The organism is Sphaerisporangium siamense, assembly GCF_014205275.1.
GTDB classification, from domain to species: Bacteria; Actinomycetota; Actinomycetes; order Streptosporangiales; family Streptosporangiaceae; genus Sphaerisporangium; species Sphaerisporangium siamense.
In genome coordinates this window covers 7855950-7875438 of sequence record NZ_JACHND010000001.1, presented here as the reverse complement: position 1 = coordinate 7875438, position 19489 = coordinate 7855950, and the positions used below count along the sequence as shown (strand labels likewise).

20 protein-coding genes are annotated in these 19489 nt (G+C 72.3%); 15 read left to right on the top strand and 5 right to left on the bottom strand.

Annotated features, from left to right (window positions below; translation table 11 throughout):
- Positions 1–177: 177 nt before the first annotated feature.
- Both BJ982_RS35605 and BJ982_RS35600 read left to right on the top strand, forming a co-directional pair.
- On the top strand, positions 178–1128 hold the full coding sequence (locus tag BJ982_RS35605) for a tetratricopeptide repeat protein (RefSeq protein ID WP_184887464.1): 951 nt from the start codon (positions 178–180) through the stop codon (positions 1126–1128).
- Between the two features lie 181 nt (positions 1129–1309).
- Complete coding sequence (locus tag BJ982_RS35600) at positions 1310–2719, top strand: NAD-dependent malic enzyme (RefSeq protein ID WP_184887462.1); 1410 nt, start codon at positions 1310–1312, stop codon at positions 2717–2719.
- Between the two features lie 24 nt (positions 2720–2743).
- On the opposite strand, the gene BJ982_RS35595 is transcribed toward BJ982_RS35600, so the two are convergent.
- Entirely contained in the window at positions 2744–3433 is a 690-nt protein-coding gene (locus tag BJ982_RS35595; protein ID WP_184887460.1) for a hypothetical protein, read from the bottom strand.
- A gap of 184 nt (positions 3434–3617) precedes the next feature.
- Here BJ982_RS35595 and BJ982_RS35590 point away from each other — a divergent pair, with 184 nt between their 5' ends.
- Complete coding sequence (locus tag BJ982_RS35590) at positions 3618–4196, top strand: YqgE/AlgH family protein (protein ID WP_184887458.1); 579 nt, start codon at positions 3618–3620, stop codon at positions 4194–4196.
- On the opposite strand, the gene BJ982_RS35585 is transcribed toward BJ982_RS35590, so the two are convergent.
- Positions 4139–4801 (bottom strand): TetR/AcrR family transcriptional regulator, encoded by a 663-nt coding sequence (locus BJ982_RS35585; protein ID WP_184887456.1) that lies wholly within the window; start codon positions 4799–4801, stop codon positions 4139–4141. The two genes, BJ982_RS35590 and BJ982_RS35585, sit on opposite strands and share 58 nt — an antisense overlap.
- A 137-nt stretch (positions 4802–4938) precedes the next feature.
- Here BJ982_RS35585 and BJ982_RS35580 point away from each other — a divergent pair, with 137 nt between their 5' ends.
- The 5 genes from BJ982_RS35580 (at position 4939) to BJ982_RS35560 (ending at position 10598) form a co-directional block, all read left to right on the top strand.
- Positions 4939–6510, top strand: a complete 1572-nt coding sequence (locus tag BJ982_RS35580) for a DHA2 family efflux MFS transporter permease subunit (protein ID WP_184887454.1) — start codon at positions 4939–4941, stop codon at positions 6508–6510.
- 69 nt (positions 6511–6579) lie between these two features.
- Positions 6580–6831, top strand: coding sequence for a DUF3039 domain-containing protein (locus BJ982_RS35575; protein ID WP_184887452.1), 252 nt, complete (start codon positions 6580–6582; stop codon positions 6829–6831).
- Between the two features lie 147 nt (positions 6832–6978).
- The gene (locus BJ982_RS35570; RefSeq protein WP_239122731.1) at positions 6979–7857 is read left to right on the top strand and encodes a zinc metalloprotease; all 879 of its coding nucleotides are present in this window, start codon (positions 6979–6981) and stop codon (positions 7855–7857) included.
- A gap of 91 nt (positions 7858–7948) precedes the next feature.
- Entirely contained in the window at positions 7949–8638 is a 690-nt protein-coding gene (locus BJ982_RS35565) for a hypothetical protein (RefSeq protein ID WP_184887448.1), read from the top strand.
- 202 nt (positions 8639–8840) lie between these two features.
- Positions 8841–10598, top strand: coding sequence for a DEAD/DEAH box helicase (locus BJ982_RS35560; RefSeq protein ID WP_184887446.1), 1758 nt, complete (start codon positions 8841–8843; stop codon positions 10596–10598).
- A gap of 53 nt (positions 10599–10651) precedes the next feature.
- On the opposite strand, the gene BJ982_RS35555 is transcribed toward BJ982_RS35560, so the two are convergent.
- Both BJ982_RS35555 and BJ982_RS35550 read right to left on the bottom strand, forming a co-directional pair.
- Positions 10652–11227: an isochorismatase family protein gene (locus BJ982_RS35555; RefSeq protein ID WP_184887444.1), complete on the bottom strand. Its 576-nt coding sequence runs from the start codon at positions 11225–11227 to the stop codon at positions 10652–10654.
- Between the two features lie 109 nt (positions 11228–11336).
- Positions 11337–12623, bottom strand: coding sequence for a nicotinate phosphoribosyltransferase (locus tag BJ982_RS35550; protein WP_184887442.1), 1287 nt, complete (start codon positions 12621–12623; stop codon positions 11337–11339).
- Positions 12624–12668: 45 nt separating this feature from the next.
- Here BJ982_RS35550 and clpS point away from each other — a divergent pair, with 45 nt between their 5' ends.
- From clpS to BJ982_RS35525, 5 genes are all read left to right on the top strand, one after another.
- Positions 12669–12959: an ATP-dependent Clp protease adapter ClpS gene (gene clpS, locus BJ982_RS35545; RefSeq protein ID WP_184887440.1), complete on the top strand. Its 291-nt coding sequence runs from the start codon at positions 12669–12671 to the stop codon at positions 12957–12959.
- The gene (locus tag BJ982_RS35540; protein WP_184887438.1) at positions 12956–13483 is read left to right on the top strand and encodes a DUF2017 domain-containing protein; all 528 of its coding nucleotides are present in this window, start codon (positions 12956–12958) and stop codon (positions 13481–13483) included. The genes clpS and BJ982_RS35540 overlap by 4 nt, the downstream gene beginning before the upstream one ends.
- Before the next feature lie 9 nt (positions 13484–13492).
- Positions 13493–13903: a M67 family metallopeptidase gene (locus tag BJ982_RS35535; RefSeq protein ID WP_184887436.1), complete on the top strand. Its 411-nt coding sequence runs from the start codon at positions 13493–13495 to the stop codon at positions 13901–13903.
- A 293-nt stretch (positions 13904–14196) separates the two neighbouring features.
- A complete protein-coding gene (locus tag BJ982_RS35530) occupies positions 14197–14475 on the top strand; it encodes a MoaD/ThiS family protein (protein WP_184887434.1) in 279 nt (92 codons plus the stop codon).
- Positions 14476–14477: 2 nt separating this feature from the next.
- Complete coding sequence (locus BJ982_RS35525; protein WP_184887432.1) at positions 14478–15425, top strand: PLP-dependent cysteine synthase family protein; 948 nt, start codon at positions 14478–14480, stop codon at positions 15423–15425.
- Between the two features lie 161 nt (positions 15426–15586).
- Here the strand turns inward: BJ982_RS35525 and BJ982_RS35520 are convergent, their stop codons facing one another.
- Positions 15587–17374, bottom strand: coding sequence for a DUF3352 domain-containing protein (locus tag BJ982_RS35520; RefSeq protein ID WP_239122732.1), 1788 nt, complete (start codon positions 17372–17374; stop codon positions 15587–15589).
- A 255-nt stretch (positions 17375–17629) separates the two neighbouring features.
- Between BJ982_RS35520 and BJ982_RS35515 the strand changes: the two genes are divergently transcribed.
- Both BJ982_RS35515 and murI read left to right on the top strand, forming a co-directional pair.
- Complete coding sequence (locus BJ982_RS35515) at positions 17630–18430, top strand: thioesterase family protein (RefSeq protein ID WP_184887428.1); 801 nt, start codon at positions 17630–17632, stop codon at positions 18428–18430.
- An 84-nt stretch (positions 18431–18514) separates the two neighbouring features.
- On the top strand, positions 18515–19432 hold the full coding sequence (murI, locus tag BJ982_RS35510; protein ID WP_184887426.1) for a glutamate racemase: 918 nt from the start codon (positions 18515–18517) through the stop codon (positions 19430–19432).
- The last annotated feature ends 57 nt before the right edge of the window (positions 19433–19489 follow it).

Genomic DNA, 19489 nt, shown 5'->3' with positions numbered 1-19489 from the left:
CCCACCTCCACGCGAGCTGAAGTCATGCCGAGCCCATCGTTGGCGATAACCGCGCGCCACGACAGTTCCGAGAGATTTCCGCGACGAAGGCGTGACATTCGGTGGCGCGCGGCGAACGCGTCCGGCACCTGGTGGTCCGCGACCCTGAGCACACGCGGGATGCGGCAGGATTGGACTATGAGCCCAGCGGACTTCACTCGACCGGCATCGTTGCAGGGGGCCGTGGACCTCGGCGCCCGCAAGCAGGCACTGGAAGCCCAGGCCCGCCGTGAGGCGGCCGCGGCGCAGGCGGCGGCCGGAGGCGGCCCCGCCGCCCCGGCGGGCCCGGCGGTGATCGACGTCACCGACGACACCTTCCCGACCGAGGTCATCGAGCGCTCCATGCGCACCCCGGTCGTCCTCGACCTGTGGGCGACCTGGTGCCAGCCGTGCAAGCAGCTCAGCCCGATCCTCGAAAAGCTCGCCGCGGAGGCCGCGGGCCGTTGGGTGCTCGCCAAGGTCGACGTCGACAAGAACCCCCAGATCGCCGGCGCCCTGCAGGTGCAGAGCATCCCCACCGTCCTCGCGGTCTTCCAGGGCCAGGCCGTCACCGGGTTCCAGGGCGCGCTGCCCGAGGCCCAGGTGCGGCAGTGGCTCGACCAGCTCATGGCGGCCCTCGCCCAGTACCTCCCCCCGCCCGGCGAGGAAGGGGGCGAGGAGCCGCAGGCCCCCGCCGTCGACCCCGACCTGCTCGCCGCCGAGAAGGCCGTCGAGGACGGCGACCTCGACGCCGCCGCCGCGGCCTACGAGCGGCTGCTCGCCCGCTCCCCGGCCGACCTGGACGCCAAGATCGGCCTCGCCGGCGTCGGCCTGGTCCGTCGCACCCAGGGCCTGGACCCCTCGGCCGTCCTGCGCCGGGCGTCCGAGGAGCCCGCCGACGTGGAGGCCCAGACGGAGGCGGCCGACATCGAGGTGCTCGGCGGCAAGGTGGACGAGGCGTTCGACCGGCTCGTCGCGCTCGTCCGCCGCACCTTCGGCGACGACCGCGACCGTGCCCGCCGCCACCTGCTCGGCCTCTTCGACGCCCTGCCCCCGGACGACCCCTCGGTTGCCAAGGCGCGCAGGGCCCTCGCGAGCGCCCTGTTCTGAGCCTTCGCCACCCGAGCCGTCACCCCTACGGCTCGGGCGGCGTGCCGGGCGTGGCGGAACCGCCCGGCCGCGTCTGGCACGATGGAAGCCCCCGCGCCCTTCAGAGGGACAGGCGAGCCGGATGCACGTCCCCGGACACCCGAGCGCGCGGATCTGAAGTACCGCAAAGGAGCGGATTCCCGTGGCCACCGTGCCGAGTGTGTCGTACTCGATCACCGTCAGACTCGAGGTCCCGGCGGGCGGCAAGGCCGTCAGCCAGCTCACCCACGCCGTGGAGAACGCGGGCGGTGTGGTCACCGCCCTCGACGTGACCAACGCCGGTCACGAGAAGCTCCGCATCGACGTCACCTGCGCCGCCAAGGACACCGAGCACGCGCAGGCCATCGTCGACGCGCTCGACGCCGTGGAGGGCGTCGTCCTGCACAAGGTCAGCGACCGCACCTTCCTCATGCACCTCGGCGGCAAGATCGAGATGCAGTCCAAGGTCCCGCTGCGCACCCGTGACGAGCTGTCGATGGCCTACACCCCGGGCGTCGCGCGGGTCTCCCTCGCCATCGCGCGCAACCCCGAGGACGCCCGCCGCCTGACGATCAAGCGCAACTCGGTCGCGGTCGTCACCGACGGCTCCGCGGTGCTCGGCCTCGGCAACATCGGCCCCTCGGCGGCGCTGCCCGTCATGGAGGGCAAGGCCGCGCTGTTCAAGCGCTTCGCCGGCATCGACGCCTGGCCCATCTGCCTGGACACCCAGGACGTCGACACGATCGTCGAGATCGTCCGCGCCATCGCGCCCGGCTTCGGCGGCATCAACCTGGAGGACATCTCGGCGCCGCGCTGCTTCGAGGTGGAGCGGCGGCTGCGCGAGCTGCTGGACATCCCGGTCTTCCACGACGACCAGCACGGCACCGCGATCTGCGTGCTGGCCGCCCTGACCAACGCGCTGCGCGTCGTGGGCAAGTCCCTGCCCGACGTCCGCATCACCCTGGCGGGCGCGGGGGCGGCGGGCACGGCCGTGCTGCGCCTGCTGCTCGCCGCCGGGGCCCGCAACGTGATCGTCTGCGACTACCTCGGCGCCGTCCACCTCGGCCGCGACGACCTGGACGTCTCGCTGCGCTGGATCGCCGAGAACACCAACACCGAGGGGTACGGCGGCGACCTGCGCGGCGCGATCAAGGGCGCGGACGTCTTCATCGGCGTCTCGGCGCCGGGCATCCTCACCGGGGACGACATCGCGACGATGGCCGAGTCCGCCGTGGTGTTCGCGCTCGCCAACCCCGAGCCGGAGGTCTCGCCCGACGACGCCAGGGAGCACGCCGCCGTGGTCGCCACCGGCCGCTCCGACTACCCCAACCAGATCAACAACGTGCTGGCCTTCCCCGGCGTCTTCCGCGGCCTGCTGGACGCCCAGTCGCGCACGGTCACCGAGGCCATGCTGCTCGCCGCGGCCAACGCCCTGGCCAAGGTGGTGTCGGTGGAGGAGCTCGGGCCGAACTACATCATCCCCAGCGTCTTCCACCCCGACGTCGCGACCACGGTGGCGGCGGCGGTGCGGGAGTCCGCGGGCGGCAAGGCCCGCGGCTTCACCGAGGCGTAGGCGGGAGCGCGGGCCGCCGCCGGGTCACGGGCCCGGGCGGCGGCGCGGGGCCTGCGGCGGGCGCGGGCGCAGGAGCGGCTCGGCGGGCGCGCGCCGCGGCCAGACCAGGCCCACGTACCAGAGCATCACGCCGAAGATCACCAGACCTCCCGCCGTGGCCACCTTGCCCCACAGGTCGGCGGGCGGCCCGGTGTACGGCAGGCGGTCGCGGTAGGACGGGCGGATCAGCGGGTTGTAGTGGTAGGGCCGCCTGCTCTCGGCGCGGTGCCCGCCGGCGCCGCGCTCCTCGTCCTCGGAGCTCTCGCTGTAGGTGGACTCGCGGTACTCGGCGTAGGACTGCTCCTGCAGGTCGCACCGCGACCAGACCTGGTAGCGCCGGGTGCCCTCGCCGGCGACGGTGACGCCGATGCGCTCGGTGGAGCGCGGCTCGACGTACACCGAGATCGTGCGCTGGACGCCCGGCCAGAGCAGGCCGTTGCGCACCAGCGTGTCGCCGCGGTACACGGAGTATTCGGCGGTGCCGTGGTCGCGGGGGGCGGTCATGACGACCTCGGCCTTGCTGGAGGGACACTGCACCCGCGAGACGCGGACGTCGACGCGGGCGCCGCGGTCGCGGTCGTCGTCGCCGATGCCGGCGGCGTGGGAGGTGCGCGTGGCGGGGACCCCCACGGCCACGCCCACCGCCATGAGCGCCACGAGGATGAGGCGGTTCATGTGGGCTCTCTCCCTTTGCTCACTGCCGTGTGCTGGGCGCGCACGGCCCGCCATGCCGGGAATCTGACACGGAGAGTGCCTGTACGCCTACCTAAAGTAACATGCCGGGGCCGAGCAGGCCGAGTGCGCGCGGAGTGGCGGGGGGTGGGCGCGCATTCGGGGCATCACGCGTCATGATGGATGCATGGCGGAGGCGATCTACGTCGGCGGGCTGCTGGTGGCGACGCCACTGCTGGACGATCCGAACTTCCGGCGCGGCGTCGTTCTGATCCTCGAACACGACGAGGACGGGGGGACCCTCGGCGTGATGCTCAACCGGCCGAGCGAGGTCACGGTCAACCAGGTGCTCCCTTCGTGGGACCCTCTGGTCAGCGGCCCCCCGGTGCTGTTCGAGGGCGGCCCGGTGCAGACCGACAGCGCGCTGGCGCTGGCCTCGGTGCCGAGCGGGCAGGAGCCCCTCGGGTGGCGCAGGCTGCACGCCGACGGCTCGGCGGTCTCCAAGCTCGGCACCGTGGACCTGGACGCGCCTCCGGAGATCCTCGCGGGCGAGATCACCCAGATGCGGATCTTCGCCGGGTACGCCGGGTGGACCGCCGGCCAGCTGGAGGCCGAGATCCGCGAGGGTTCGTGGTACGTCGTGGAGGCCGAGCCCGGCGACACCTTCGACTCCCGCCCGGCGAACCTGTGGCGGTCGGTGCTGCGGCGTCAGCCGGGGGAACTGGCCTTCGTGGCGACCTGCCCGGACGATCCCAAGCTGAACTGACACCAGGAGGGGTCCAGCGCCTCCTCGGTGAGCGACAGCGCGCGTTCGAGGTTGCCGAAGAGCTCCGGCGGCGTGGGGGGTGCGGCGGTGTCGCACTCGAACCCCACGCGGATCGCCGCCGTGACGAAGGCCACCAGCAGCCGCGGGCGCGGATCGGTGGCGGGGTCGGTGCCCTGGCGCCGCGCGATCTCCGCGGTCAGCTTGGCCTCGACGGCGGTCATGCGGGCGAGGCCGGCCGTGAACAGGTGCGGGTTGCGCTCGATGACCTGCCGCTGGAGGACGAAGCGCTCGGCCTCCTCGCCCGCGGTGCGGCGCATCTCGTGGATGAACGAGCGGTAGGCGTTGACCAGCGCCCGGAACGGCGGCTCGTCCTCCGGGCGCGCCGCGAGCGCCGAGGTGACCAGGGCCTCGTACTCGGCGGTGTAGTCGAGGGCCAGGTCCTCCTTGCCGCCGAAGTAGCGGAAGAAGGTGCGCGGCGAGACGTCGACCGCGGCCGCTATCTGGTCGATCGTGGTCGCCTCGTAGCCTTGGGCGGCGAACAGTTCGAAGGCGACGTCGAGCAGCGCCCGCCGGGTCTGATGCTTCTTCCGCTCCCTTAGACCCACCCCTACTCCTCCTCCGAGACGTTCACTTCATATACTGCCACAAGTCATGATGTGTCGTATAAAAGCGTTTGTCATCTGTCATTGACTGCCATAAATTACGGCTCGTTGACCACTGGACGAATCAGGGGGACCCTTCCATGGCTCATGCGCTGGCGGCGCCCAGCGACGCGCCCGCCCGCCGCGGCCACGGCCATCCGTGGCTGACCTTGCTGGCAGTCGCACTCGGCGTGATCATGGTGATGCTCGACGGCACGGTCGTCGCCATCGCCAACCCGGTGATCGGCAAGGATCTGGGGGCGTCGCTCTCCGACCTGCAATGGGTCACCAGCGGCTACCTGCTCGCTCTGGCGGTCTTTCTCATCACCGCGGGCAAGCTCGGCGACCTGTTCGGGCACAAGTCGGTGTTCCTGGTGGGCATCGCCGGGTTCGCCCTGACCTCGCTCGCGATCGGCCTCAGCTCCTCGGTCGGCATGCTGATCACCTTCCGGGTTCTGCAGGGCCTCTTCGGCGCGCTGCTCCAGCCGGCCGCCCTCGCGCTGCTGCGCGCGGCGTTCCCGGCGGAGAGGCTCAACATGGCGATCGGCATCTGGGGAGCCGCGATCGGCGTGTCGAGCGCGGCGGGCCCGATCGTCGGCGGCCTGCTGGTCGAGAACGTGAGCTGGCAGTCGGTCTTCTTCATCAACGTGCCCGTCGGCGTCGTGGCGCTGATCGTGGGCATCTGGGTGATCAAGGAAAGCCGGGCCGAGTCGCTCTCCAAGATCGATCTTCCGGGGGTGGTGCTGCTGTCCGGCGCCATGTTCTGCCTGGTCTGGGCGATCATCAAGGCGCCGGAGTACGGGTGGTCCGACGCCAAGACCCTCGGCTTCCTCGCGGGGGCGGTCGTCCTCGGAGCGGTGTTCCTCTTCTGGCAGACCCGCGCCTCCGAGCCGCTGCTGCCGCTGAGCCTGTTCAGCAGCGCGTCGGTCTCCATCGGCACGGCCCTGATGGTCCTCATGGCGTTCTCGATGTTCGGCGCGATGTTCTTCCTCACGTTCTTCTTCCAGGGCGTGCACGGCCTGTCCCCGCTGGAGTCGGGCATGCGCATGCTGCCCATGAGCGCGGGAATGATCGTCGCCTCACCGCTCGCCGGCGCCCTGCTGACCAGGTTCGGGCCGAAGATCCCGATCGCGGCCGGCATGATGATCACCGCCGTCTCGATGTTCCTGCTCTCCCGCCTCGGCATCGACGCCGGCTACGTCGACACCGCGATCCCCTTCGCGCTGCTCGCCTTCGGCCTGTCGCCGGTCATGGTCGGCGCCACCGAGGTCATCGTCGGCAACGCGCCCGAGCGGCTCAGCGGCGTCGCCGGGGGCATGCAGCAGTCGGCCATGCAGGTCGGCGGCTCGCTCGGCACCGCCGTGCTCGGCGCGCTCATCACCGGCAAGGTGGCGGACGTCCTGCCCGGCCACCTCGCCGCCGTCAAGATCCCCGTCCAGCCCGGCCAGGTGGACGCGATGAGCAGCGTGGTCGCCCTCGGCGTCGCGCCCGTTCCCCCCGGCACCCCCGAGCCGGTCGCGGACGCGCTGACCCAGGCCGCCCATCTGTCCTTCCTCGACGGCATGCACTTCGGCTTCGGCGTCAGCGTCGCGGTCGCCGTGCTGGCCGCCGTGCTCGCCCTGTTCGTCAGGGCCGGCCGCAAGACCGAGGGCGCTCCGGTCCACGTCGGCTGACCGCCCGCGCCCCCCGGTACGGCTCGCTGCTTCGCGGGCCGTACCGGCACGCCCGTAGACTCTTGTCCCGTGAGCACGAAGATCCTGCCAGAGAGCGAAGTACGGCCGAACCTCTCGCATGGTGACGAAGGAGACCACGAGCGGTTCTCCCACTACGCCGACAAGAACAAGATCACCGAGAGCATGGTGACCGGCGTGCCGATCCGGGCGCTCTGCGGCAAAATCTGGGTGCCGAGCCGCGACCCGAAGAAGTACCCGGTGTGCCCCGAGTGCAAAGAGATCTACGAGGGGCTCCCCAAGGGCGGGCAGCCCGACGCCTGAGCCGGGCGCGCGGCCCGCGCGCCGCGCCGCCGGCAGGGGTGTGTTGTTCCCCGGCGATCACGCGCACTGCGACTAGCGTCGTCACTCTGACCTGCGACGACGGGGGAGTGCATGGTGCGGCGGGCGGTGGCCGTTGCTTTGGCGTGCGTGGTTTCCTTCGCGGGCCCGGCTCCGCGGGGCGGCCTGTCCGGCGCCGCGCGCGCGGACACGGGCCGCTCCTGCGAACGCTCCCGCGCCGCCGTTGCCGGACCGCGCCGCGCCGAGCCGCACCCCCTGGACCAGGCCGACGCCGCCCGCATGCTCGACGGCATGCGCCGCAGGCTCGCGGCACCGCCCGGGATCCGGCGCGAGCCCACCCCCACCTCCGTGCCCCTGTGGGTCCACGTCGTCACCGACGGACGGCAGGTCGTCCCCGCCGCCGCGATCACGGCGCAGGTCGAGACGCTCAACGCCGCCTACGGCGGGCGGCTCGGCGGCGTGGACACCGGCATCAGGTTCGACCTGCGCGGCGTGACGCACACCGCCAACCCCTTGTGGTTCCGCCGTCCCCTGGTCAGTGAGGCCGCCATGAAGCAGCACCTGCGCAAGGGCGGCCCCGAGACGCTCAACCTGTACGTCGCCCAGCTCGGCGAGCTGGTGCTCGGCTACGCGACCTACCCGCACTGGTACGGCGACAGGCCCGCCAACGACGGCGTGGTCATCGACTGGCGCAGCCTGCCCGGAGGCTCCCTGCGCGACTTCTCCCAGGGGTACACCGCCGTGCACGAGATCGGCCACTGGTTCGGCCTGCTGCACACCTTCGAGAACGGCTGCGCCCCGCCCGGGGACTCCATCGAGGACACCCCGCCCGAAGCCATGCCCACGCAGGGCTGCCCCGCCCAGAAGGACACCTGCCCCGGCGGCGGTGAGGACCCGTTCCACAACTTCATGGACTACTCCCACGACCGCTGCATGTCGCGGTTCACCGCGGGCCAGGCCGTCCGCATGCGCGAGATGTGGGCCGCCTACCGCGCCTCCGCCGCCTGACCCGGCCGCGCGGGTTCACGTCAGAATGCCCGCGCTCGTTGACGGATGGGCGCCTCCGGTGGCGATACTCAGTGCACCGGGAGGAGGCGGCGTGGAGGAACACCGCACGGGACGGCGGCCGTACGGCGATGCGGTGTGGCCCCCGCCGGACGAGGAGGGCTTACCGCCCTCGGCCCGCGTGTACGGCAGGCCCGCGCCTCCGTCGCGGGTCGCGATGCCCTCGTGGGCCCGTCGCACGGCCCTGCTGGCCGTGGCGGTTGCGCTCGGCGCGGCGCTGGTGGCGGGCGCCGTCGCGGTCGCCGTGACCGCCCTGGGCTCCCCCGAGACGCCGCCCGCGGTCGCCGACGCCGTCGCGGGCGTGCGCTACCCCCTGCCCGGCGGATGGACCCCGCGGGTGGTCCCCCCGGTGACCGGCTTCACCTCCGTGGCGGGCGTGGACGACGGCGCGCTCGTCATGACCAGGCCCGGGAACGCGAGCGACGCGGTGGCCGCCCTGGGCCCGAGGGCCGCCGCGATCGGCCTCGCCGACCTGTACGGACGGCTGCTGCTGCACGGGGACACCGTCGAGGTCGTCGACGACCGCTGGCTCAGCGTCGGCGGGTACACCGGGCATTCGCGCGCGCTCCGCGCGACGTACACCGACGTGGTCAACCGGCCGTCGTACCTGCGGGTGACACTTCTCACCAAGGACGGCAGGAGCGTGGTCGTCGTCGGCCTCGCGCAACCGGACGACGCTCGACGGCGCGCCGAAATCGACGCCGTGGTCAACGGGCTGCGCTAGCGCCGAATGCCCTGGTCGTCGCCAAGGAGGGCGGCGCCGGCGATCTCGCGGGGGCCGGGCGCGCCGGCCGGGATTCCCCGGGCGTCGGCGCGTTTGTCCGTCGGCCCGGCTATGGTGACTTCACTGTGAGGGACAGACACGAGCGTGACGATGTGAACGACGAGGGCCCGGCCCGCCGGGGCCGTCCGGGAAGGAGGGCGGGGTGAGCTCGTTCGCCGCGTCCCACCTGTCACCGTCCTATCCCGACCGCGCCGCCTGGGGCACCGCGCCCAAGCTGCGCGCCTGGCAGCAGGAGGCGTTCGACCTCTACTTCCGCCGCGAGCCCCGTGACTTCCTCACGGTGGCGACCCCCGGCGCCGGCAAGACCACCTACGCCCTGCGCATCGCCAGCGAACTGCTCGCCCGCGGGGTGGTCCAGCGGGTGACGATCGTCACCCCCACCGAACACCTCAAGCGCCAGTGGGCCGACGCGGCGGGCCGGGTCGGCATCGCCATCGACCCGGAGTTCAAGAACAGCCAGGGCGCCACCTCCCGCGACTACACCGGCGTCGCGGTCACCTACGCCCAGGTCTCGATGCACCCCGCGCTGCACCGCTCCCGCACCGAGTACCGCAGGACCCTGGTGATCTTCGACGAGATCCACCACGCCGGCGACGCGAAGTCCTGGGGCGACGGCGTGCGCGAGGCGTTCGAGCCCGCCGCCCGGCGGCTCGCCCTCACCGGCACCCCGTTCCGCTCCGACACCAACCCCATCCCGTTCGTCACCTACGCCGAGGACGGCGAGGGGGTCCGCCGCAGCGTCTCCGACTACGACTACGGCTACGCCCCTGCGCTGGCGGACGGCGTCGTCCGCCCGGTCATCTTCCTCGCCTACGCCGGCGAGATGCGCTGGCGCACCCGCGCGGGCGACGAGATCACCGCCACCCTCGGCACCCCGCTGACCAAGGACCAGCTCGGCCAGGCCTGGCGGGCCGCGCTCGACGCCAAGGGCGACTGGATCACCCAGGTCCTGCGCGCGGCCGACCGCCGGCTCACCGAGGTCCGCCGGGGCGTGCCCGACGCCGGGGCCATGGTCATCGCCTCCGACCACGAGGCCGCCCGCGCGTACGCCAAGCTCCTGCGGGCCATCACCGGCCAGGGCGCGACCGTGGTCCTCTCCGACGATCCGGGCGCCTCCGACAAGATCAAGCAGTTCAGCGTCTCCGAGGAGCGCTGGCTGGTCGCGGTCCGCATGGTCTCCGAGGGCGTGGACATCCCCCGGCTCGCGGTCGGCGTCTACGCCACCAGCGTCTCCACGCCGTTGTTCTTCGCCCAGGCCGTGGGCCGCTTCGTCCGCGCCCGCCGCCGGGGCGAGACGGCGTCGGTGTTCCTGCCCTCCGTGCCCACGCTCATGGGCCTGGCCGGCGAGATGGAGGCCCAGCGCGACCACGTCCTGGACCGCAAGCCCCCCGAGGACGGCCTCGACGACTTCCTGGTCGACGAGGCCCGGCAGAAGAAGGACAACCCGGACGTCCTCGGGGACGAGCTGCCGTTCGAGACCGTCGAGGCGTCGGCCACGTTCGACCGTGTGCTGTTCGACGGCGGCGAGTTCGGCACGGCCGCCGAGCCCGGCTCCCCCGAGGAGGAGGACTTCCTGGGCCTGCCCGGTCTGCTGGAGCCCGACCAGGTCGCGGTGCTGCTGCGCAAGCACCAGGCCGACCAGCAGGCGGCCCGGCGGCGCAAGGCCGCCGACCCCCGCCCCGAGCCCGCGCTGAGCCCGCACGAAGAGATCGCGGCCCTGCGCAAGGAGCTCAACGGCCTCGTCGGCGCCTGGAACCACCGCACCGGCCAGCCGCACGGCGTCATCCACGCCGAGCTGCGCCGGGCCTGCGGCGGCCCCCCGGTCGCGCAGGCCGGCGCCGAGCAGATCCGCCAGCGCATCGAGACCATCCGCAAGTGGGCCACCCAGCGCTCCCGCTAGGCCTGGCTACCACTACGGCTCCGGACCGGCAGGGGTGACGGCCGGCCCGGGGTTCAGGGCGTTCCGAGGACCGGCGTGCCGACGAGGGTCACGCCCGCCGCCTCCAGTTGGGCGAGCGCGGTCTCGGTCGTCGCCGGGGACACCCCGGCGGTGAGGTCGAGCAGCACGCGGACGGTGAAGCCGTTCGCGGCGGCGTCGAGGGCGGTGGCGCGCACGCAGTGGTCGGTGGCGATGCCCACCACGTCCACCGCCTCCACGCCCCGCGCCCGCAGCCAGTCGGCCAGGCCGGCGCCGTCCTCGCCGCGCCCCTCGAAGCCGCTGTAGGCCGCGCTGTCCCTGCCCTTGCTGAAGACCTCCTCGACCGCCGAGGTGTCCAGCGCGGGGTGGAACGCGGCGCCCGCGGTGCCCACGACGCAGTGGGCCGGCCAGCTCTCGACGTAGTCCGGGTGCGCGGAGAAATGGCTCCCGGGGTCGACGTGGTAGTCGCGGGTGGCCACCACGTGGTCGTACGACCCGGCGGCGGCGTGCGGCCCGATCGCCGCCGCCACGCCCGCGCCGCCCGCCACGGCCAGGCTGCCGCCCTCGCAGAAGTCGTTCTGCACGTCCACGATCACCAGGCTGGTCTTCATCGGGAACCGCCTCACTCGCACGGCCGGGCGCCTTGGCGCCGGGCCTTCAGGGGATTGGTGGAGAAGTCAGGACAGGCGCCCCGCCCTCCCGAGGGCGTGCGCCGGGGGCTCATGAGAACACCGTGGGGATCACGGGATCGCCGTGGGAGAGCTGGCGGGCCGGGACGGGCAGCTCGGCGGTGGAGGCCAGGTGACGGTCGCGGGCGGCGGCCAGCGGTTCGCGTCCCACGATCTCGCCGCCCCGGACCAGGTCGCGCAGCAGAGGACGCGCCTCGGCGGGAGCGGGCGCGCCGGGCGGGGTGGTGACCAGCTCGGCGGTCGCGACGCCGTCCCGCAGCGCGCGGAAGGCGTCCTTCCTGCCGCCCTTGCTCGGCTTGCCGACCGACTTCTTGGCCACCGGCCGGAGCACGCCGTCGGCGTCCTCGCGGGCGACGAGCTTGTAGACCATGGCGGCGGTCGGCACCCCGGAGCCGGTGACGACCGAGGTGCCGACGCCGTACCCGTCGACGGGCGCGGCGGCGAGCGCGGCGATGGCGTACTCGTCCAGGTCGCTGGTGACGACGATGCGGGTGGTGGTGGCGCCGAGCCCGTCCAGCATCTGCCGCACCTCGTGCGCGGCCACGGCCAGGTCGCCGGAGTCGATGCGGACCGCCCCGAGCCGGGGCCCGGCCAGCTCCACCGCCGTGCGCACCGCCTTGGCGACGTCGTAGGTGTCGACCAGGAGGGTGGTCTCGGGCCCGAGGGAGTCGATCTGCGCCTGGAAGGCGTCGTACTCGGAGTCGTGCAGCAGGGTGAAGGCGTGCGCGGCGGTGCCTGTGGTCGGCACCCCGTACAGATGCCCGGCCATCAGGTTGGAGGTGGAGGAGAAGCCGGCGATGTAGGCGGCCCTGGCCGCCGAGACGGCCGCGATCTCGTGGGTGCGCCGCGAGCCCATCTCGATGAGCGGCCGCCCGCCGGCGGCCTGCGCCATGCGCGAGGCCGCGGAGGCGACCGCCGAGTCGTGGTTGAGCACCGAGAGAATCAGCGTCTCCAGCAGCACGGCCTCGGCGAACGTCGACTCAACCACCATGATCGGCGAGCCGGGGAAGTAGCATTCGCCCTCCGGGTAGCCCCGGATGTCGCCGGAGAACCGGTAGGAGGCGAGGAAGTCCAGCGTCCGTTCGTCCACGACCCGGTTCTCGCGCAGATGGGCGAGCTCGGCGTCGCCGAAGCGATAGTCGGCGAGCAGGTCCAGCAGGCGGCCGGTGCCGGCCACGACGCCGTACCTGCGCCCCCCGGGCAGGTGGCGGGCGAACACCTCGAACACCGAGCGCCGATGGGCCGTGCCGCCGGCGAGCGCCGCCTGCACCATCGTCAGCTCATAGTGATCGGTCAGCAACGCGCTGCTCATGCCCATCTTCACAAGTCGAAGACTACGACCGGGTTAGGGCAGGATGGGAGTGTGGGTAGTACCGCGCCGGCTGAGGTCGCACGTCCGTCGATGGACGTCCGGCCCGATCTTCCCTGGCTGACGATCGTCTGGAACGACCCGGTCAACCTGATGTCCTACGTGACCTACGTCTTCCAGACCGTTTTCGGCTATCCCCGTGAGAAGGCCGAGAAGCTCATGCTCGACGTGCACCACAAGGGGAGGGCCGTCGTGGCGAGCGGCACCCGGGAGGAGATGGAACGCGACGTGCAGATCCTGCACTCCTACGGCCTGTGGGCCACCGTCCAGCGGGACTCGGCGTGAGCGTGGGGTTCAGCGCCGGGCGCGACGGCGGCGTGACGATCGCGCTGGACGCGGGGGAGGCCGCGATCCTGCGCTCGCTGGTGTCGCAGGTCCTCGGGCTGGTGGAGCCGGGCGCGACCGGCCAGGACCCGCTGGAGCGCGCGCTCGGCATCGGCGCGGCCGAGGAGCCCTCCGACCCCGTGCTCGCCCGCCTGTTCCCCTCGGCGTACGCCGACGACGAGAAGGCCTCGGCCGAGTTCCGCCGCTACACCGAGGCCACGCTGCGCGAGGGCAAGCGCGCCGACGCCGAGACCCTGCTGGAGACCGCGGAGCAGGGTGACATCCGTCTCACCCAGGAGCAGGGGCAGGCGTGGCTGCGCGCGCTGAACGATGTCCGGCTCGCGCTCGGCGTCCGCCTGGAGGTCACCGAGGACATCCACGAGGAACTGGCCGACATGGCCGAGGACGACCCGCGCTACCCGGCGTACGTGACCTACGACTGGCTGACCTACCTGCAGGACACACTGGTCCGGGCCCTTTGGTAACTTCCAGGCATGCTGACGATCTCACGGGAGCTGGTCGACAAGATCATCGCCCACGCGCGGGCCGATCATCCGGACGAGGCGTGCGGAGTGATCGCCGGGCCGGCCGGCTCCGACCGCCCGGAGCGTTTCATCCCCATGGAGAACGCCGAGTGCTCGCCCACCTTCTACCGTTTCGACTCCATGGAGCAGTTCCGCGTCTGGCGTGAGATGGACGACCGCGACGAGGAGCCCGTGGTCGTCTACCACTCCCACACCGCGACCGAGGCCTACCCCTCGCGCACGGACATCTCCTACGCCTCCGAGCCGAACGCCCACTACGTGCTCGTGTCCACCGCGGACGCCGACGAGGTGCAGTTCCGGTCCTACCGGATCCTGGACGGTGTGGTCACCGAAGAAGAGGTGACGATCGTTCCCTCCTGATCCGGGGGAGGCGTCCGCGATGGTCCGGGGCCATCGGCCCGAATCCGCGGACGCTGTAGAGTTGGGAACATGCTGACGATTGACCCGGATTTCGGGAGCGCCGGGGTGCGCCCCGGGCATTCGTCGCCCGTGCGGACGCACCTTTTCGGCCACACTCCCTGTGCCGTGGTCTACGACTGTTCCTGATCGTCTCCCGATAGCGTCCCGAACTCAGGAATCCCGCCCCGCCAGCGCGTGTTCGCACCCGTTGGAGCGCCCCGTCACGACCACTGAACCAAGGAGAATGACCCGCGATGGCCATCGAGGTTCGCATTCCGACCATCCTCCGCACCTACACCGGCGGCGAGAAGTCCGTCACCGGCGCCGGTGCGACGCTGTCCGACCTGATCGGTGACCTGGAGAGCCGCCACCCCGGCATCAAGGAGCGCATCGTCGACGACTCCGGACTGCGGCGCTTCGTCAACGTCTACCTCAACGACGAGGACGTCCGGTTCCTCGGCGGGCTCGACACCCCCGTGTCGGACGGCGACACCGTGACCGTGCTGCCCGCCGTGGCCGGCGGCGCGCGCTAGCCATGCGCTTCGACTCGCTGATCGAATCGGTCGGGCGCACGCCGCTGGTGGGCCTGCCGCGCCTGTCCCCGTCTCCCGAGGTCCGGGTGTGGGCGAAGCTGGAGGACCGCAACCCGACCGGCTCGGTCAAGGACCGCCCGGCGCTGTGGATGATCGAGCAGGCCGAGAAGGACGGCCTGCTCACTCCCGGTTGCACGATCCTGGAGCCCACCTCGGGCAACACCGGCATCTCGCTGGCCATGTCGGCCCGGCTCAAGGGCTACAAGCTGATCTGCGTCATGCCGGAGAACACCTCCGAGGAGCGCCGCCAGCTTCTGCGCATGTGGGGCGCCGAGATCATCTCCTCGCCGGCGGCGGGCGGCTCCAACGAGGCGGTCCGCGTCGCCAAGGGGCTGGCCGCCGAGAACCCCTCCTGGGTGATGCTGTACCAGTACGGCAACCCGGCCAACTGGCGGTCCCACTACGAGTCCACCGGCCCGGAGCTCCTGGAGGACCTGCCGTCCATCACCCACTTCGTGGCCGGGCTCGGCACCACCGGCACGCTCATGGGGGTCGGGAGGTTCCTGCGCGAGCGGGTGCCCGGCGTCCAGATCGTCGCCGCCGAGCCCCGGTACGGCGAGCTGGTGTACGGCCTGCGCAACGTGGACGAGGGCTTCATCCCCGAGATCTACGACGCCGACGTCCTCACCACCCGGTTCTCGGTGACCTCCGCCGACGCCCTGCGGCGCACGCGCGAGCTGCTCGCCGCCGAGGGCATCTTCGCGGGCATCTCCACCGGATGCGCGCTGCACGCGGCGCTCGGCATGGCGGCCAAGGCGGTGAAGGCGGGCGAGCGCGCCGACATCGCGTTCATCGTGGCCGACGGCGGCTGGAAGTACCTGTCCACGGGCGCCTACGAGGGCACCCTGGACGAGGCGGAGGACCGTCTGGAGGGCCAGCTCTGGGCGTAGGGGCGTGTGGTCCCCGGCCGCGAAGCAGGCAGAGGCCTGGTTCCCGGCCGCGAAAGGCGTAGGGGCCTGGTCCCCGCCCGTGAGAGACGTCAAGGGCCGCCACCCGTAAGGGGTGGCGGCCCTCGCCGTGCGTGGCCTGTCCCGGGCGCCGGGTCAGGAGGTCAGTTGAACAGCACCCGCAGGCTGAAGGTGCCGGTGTCGCCGGACTGCCTGCCGCTGATCCCCACGGCCTTCAGCGTCTGCAGGCTCGCCCGCTCGTCGCCCTGCACCGAGTTCAGGTAGTACTTCTCGATCTTGTCCAGGTCGACGTAGAAGGCGGTGGTCGCCGAGTCCGCGTCGGGGACGGCCGTCCTGAAGGTCTCGCTGTCGCCCAGCGTGCCGTCCTGGCCCAGCTTGGCCGCGTAGTCCTGCGTGCTGGCCAGCACGAGCCGCCCGTCCGCCTCGACCTTGGCGATCTGCGGCGCCGTGGTGCCCGAGGCCGCGACGGCCTGCTCCAGCCGGCCGACGATCTCCTTGGCCTTGGCCGCGTCCGTGGTGAGCACCGCGCCGACGTTCGGGATGTCGCCGTCCAGGCCCTGCTCGTCGACGGCCACGGTGAGGTTCTTGCCCAGCAGCGTCACCACGTCGTCGGGCAGCGAGATGCCGTAGGCCTGGCGGGCCATGGCCACGAAGTCGCCGCCCTGGGAGCCCGCGGCGGACTGCAGGCTCTTCAGCAGCGTCGGCCACTGCTTGGCGACCATGTCGCCGAGCCCGGAGATCGACAGCGCGCCGACCGTGGAGGCGGGCAGGTCGGCGATCCGGCCGGGCTCGCCGGGGGAGGAGGCGGGGCCGCCGCTGGAGACGGCCGTCAGCTCGGCGTAGGCGCCGTCGAAGCGCAGGGCGCCGGCGACGCGCATGTTCTGGACCAGGCCGAGCGCCTCGCGCTCCTCCGACGGCACGAGCTTCGAGATCTTGCCCATGTCGCCCCAGAACGAGAGCACGCCCGGCTCGCCGAGGCGTTCGAGGTCGGCGGCGAAGCCCGCGGCGGCCGACAGCGGCGACCCGGCGGTGTACCGGTCGGCCGCCTCCTGCGACTTGGCCATGATCGCGTAACCCTCGCGGAAGGCGAGGCCGCTCATGGCCTTGTCCTTGTCGAGCTTGGCGATGCCGGCGCGCGCGGCGGCCTCGTCGGTGACCTGGACGGCCAGCACGACCTCGGGCTCGGCCTGCCCGCCGGCCGGGGCCCGCAGCGCGAGGCCCACGCGGTCGCCGAGCCAGGGCTGGACGTCGCGGGCGTAGTCCACGCCGTCGACGGCGCCGCCCTTGCCCAGCAGCTCGAACAGCGCCTTGCGCGGGTCGTCCCCGGAGAAGCTGTCCCGCGTCGCGGGGAACTTCCTGGCCAGGTTGAACAGCGCCAGCTTCTGGGTCGCGGACGGGTCGAGGTCCACCCGCATGTACACCAGGGAGTCGCCGGGCAGCACGTCCTCGGGCTGGGCGCCGCCGCCGCTGAGCAGGTTCATGGCGTACACGCCGCCGCCGCCGATCAAGGCCACCACGACGGCCGCGATCACCGCGAAAATCCAGCCGCCACGCCGCTTCCTCGCCGTGGGCGGCGGCGGCATCGGAGGCCCGAGCTCACCACCCTGCCAGCCGGGCTGGGCGGCCGGCGCGGCGCCGTACCCGTACGCCTGGTCGTATCCGCCCTGCTGGGAGGACGTGGAACCATACGGCTGGGTGTAACCGCCGGGCTGGGGCTGGCCGTACCCGCCCTGAGCGCCGGGCTGCGGGGCGTAGCCGCCCTGCGGGGCAGGGCCGCCCTGCTGGGGGTAACCCCCTTGCTGGGGGTAGCCGCCCTGCTGGGCATAGCCGCCCTGCGGGGGGTGGCCGCCCTGAGCCGGGCCCGCGCCGTACTGCTGGTCGTACGCAGCCGGGGTGGGTCCGGAGCCGGGCGTCCGGTAATGCACCGTCACGTCGGGATCCTGGTTGAAAGGATATGGCGGCTGCGGTTGATCAGGCATGGTCCACTCTCGCTGTCTCACGGGATTGCGTCATGAGAGTAGATCGTCCCGGTAGCGAGCGGCTTGCAAGACGCTTTCTGTCGGATAAGTAGCGTTTTTTCGGAAGTCACCCTCCGCAGCCGCCCCCGTCCCCCCGGCGCACGACCGGGCGCCCTCGCTAGAGTGAGGGATCCCAGAACAACATTCGGTACGGAGCGCGGGGAGCCCATGACCAAGTTCGACGAGGCGACACAGGCCATCCGGGTCGACGAGACCACCTACGACGTGTGCCTCGACCCCGGCTACTCCATCGGCGGCCCCCTCAACGGCGGCTACCTGATGGCCACGCTCCTGCGCGCGGTCGCCGACGCCTCACCCCACCCCCACCCCGTCTCGACCTCCGCCCAGTTCCTCAAGGCCGCCCTCCCCGGCCCCGCCCGCGTCGTGCTGGAGCCGCTCAGGACCGGCAGGACCACCACCGTGACCCGCGCCACCCTCGTCCGCGACGGCGACGCCTGCCTCGACACGCTCGTCACCACCGCCACCCTGGACGGCGCCCCGGCCACGTGGACGGGAACCCCCGCCGTCGCCATGCCGCCCGTCGAGGACTGCCTGGCGCTGCCCGACCCCCGACCCGAGTCCGGCATGACGCTGAGCGAACGCATGGAACTGCGCTACGACCCGCCCACCGTCGGCTGGTTCACCGGCACGCCCACCGGCCGGCCCGAGTCGCGCGCCTACTTCCGCCTGTCCGAGCCCCAGGACCCCGACCCCTTCGTCCTCGCCCTCGCCGTGGACGCCCTGCCGCCGGTCGCCTTCTCCGCGGGCGCCCGCGGCTGGTCGCCGACCGTCGAGCTCACCTGGCACCTGCGCGCCCTGCCCGCGCCCGGCTGGCTCACGCTCATCGGCTCGGGCCGGCTGATCAGGGACGGATGGTTCGACGAGGACGTGGAGGTCTGGGACGCGGCGGGCAACCTGGTCGCCCAGTCGCGCCAGCTCGCCCGCCTGGGCCGGGGCGACGGGACCTGATCCCGGCGATCATCGCCGACGATTACCGCGGTGTGAGCATTCTTACCGGGAGCGATTGACCACGGTCCCCTAACCTTGGGAAACATGTCGGACATAGGGAGCGTCGCCCACGCGCCGTGGGTCAGCGTCACGGAGTCCTCCGGTGAGGACATCGGCCACGGTGAGCCCGCCATCGGGATCTTCGACAGCGGTGTCGGCGGCCTCACCGTCGCGCGCGCGATCATCGACCAGCTCCCCGCCGAGCCGATCCTCTACGTCGCCGACACCGCGCGCCAGCCGTACGGGCCCAAGCGCATCGCCGAAGTGCGCGCCTACGCCCTGCAGGTGATGGACCACCTCGTCGAGCACAACGTGAAGATGCTGGTCATCGCCTGCAACAGCGCCAGCGCGGCCGTGCTCAGGGACGCCAGGGAACGCTACGACGTCCCCGTCGTGGAGGTGATCCAGCCCGCCACGCGCCGCGCCGTGCGGGCCACCAGGAACGGCCGGGTCGGCGTGATCGCCACCCGGGCCACCATCGACTCCATGGCCTACAACGACGCCTTCGCCGCCGCCCCCGACGTCCGGCTCACCGGCGTGGCCGCCCCACGCCTGGTCGAGTTCGTGGAACGCGGCGAGACGATGAGCGAGGAGCTCATCGAGGTCGCCCGCGCCTACCTCCGGCCGGTGATCGAGGAGGGTTGCGACACGCTCATCCTCGGATGCACCCACTACCCGCTGCTCGCCGGCGCCATCTCCTACGTCATGGGCGAGGGGGTGACGCTGGTGTCCAGCGCGGACGAGACCGCCAAGGACGTCTTCCGCGTCCTCCACGACCGCGGGCTGACCAGCCAGGGCAACGGCCGCAGTCCCCGGCACAGGTTCCGCGCCACCGGCGACGGCGCCCTGTTCGCCGAGCTGGGGCGGCGGTTCCTCGGCCCCGAGATCGCGGACGTGGAGAGCGCCCTGGTCGGCGAGACGCTGGGCGAGGAGGTCCTCGCCGCGCCCGGCCACCCGGGATAGCCGCCAGGGCCGGCGGGCCCGGCGAGTCGCAGCGAATCCAGCGAGCAAGGTGAGGGA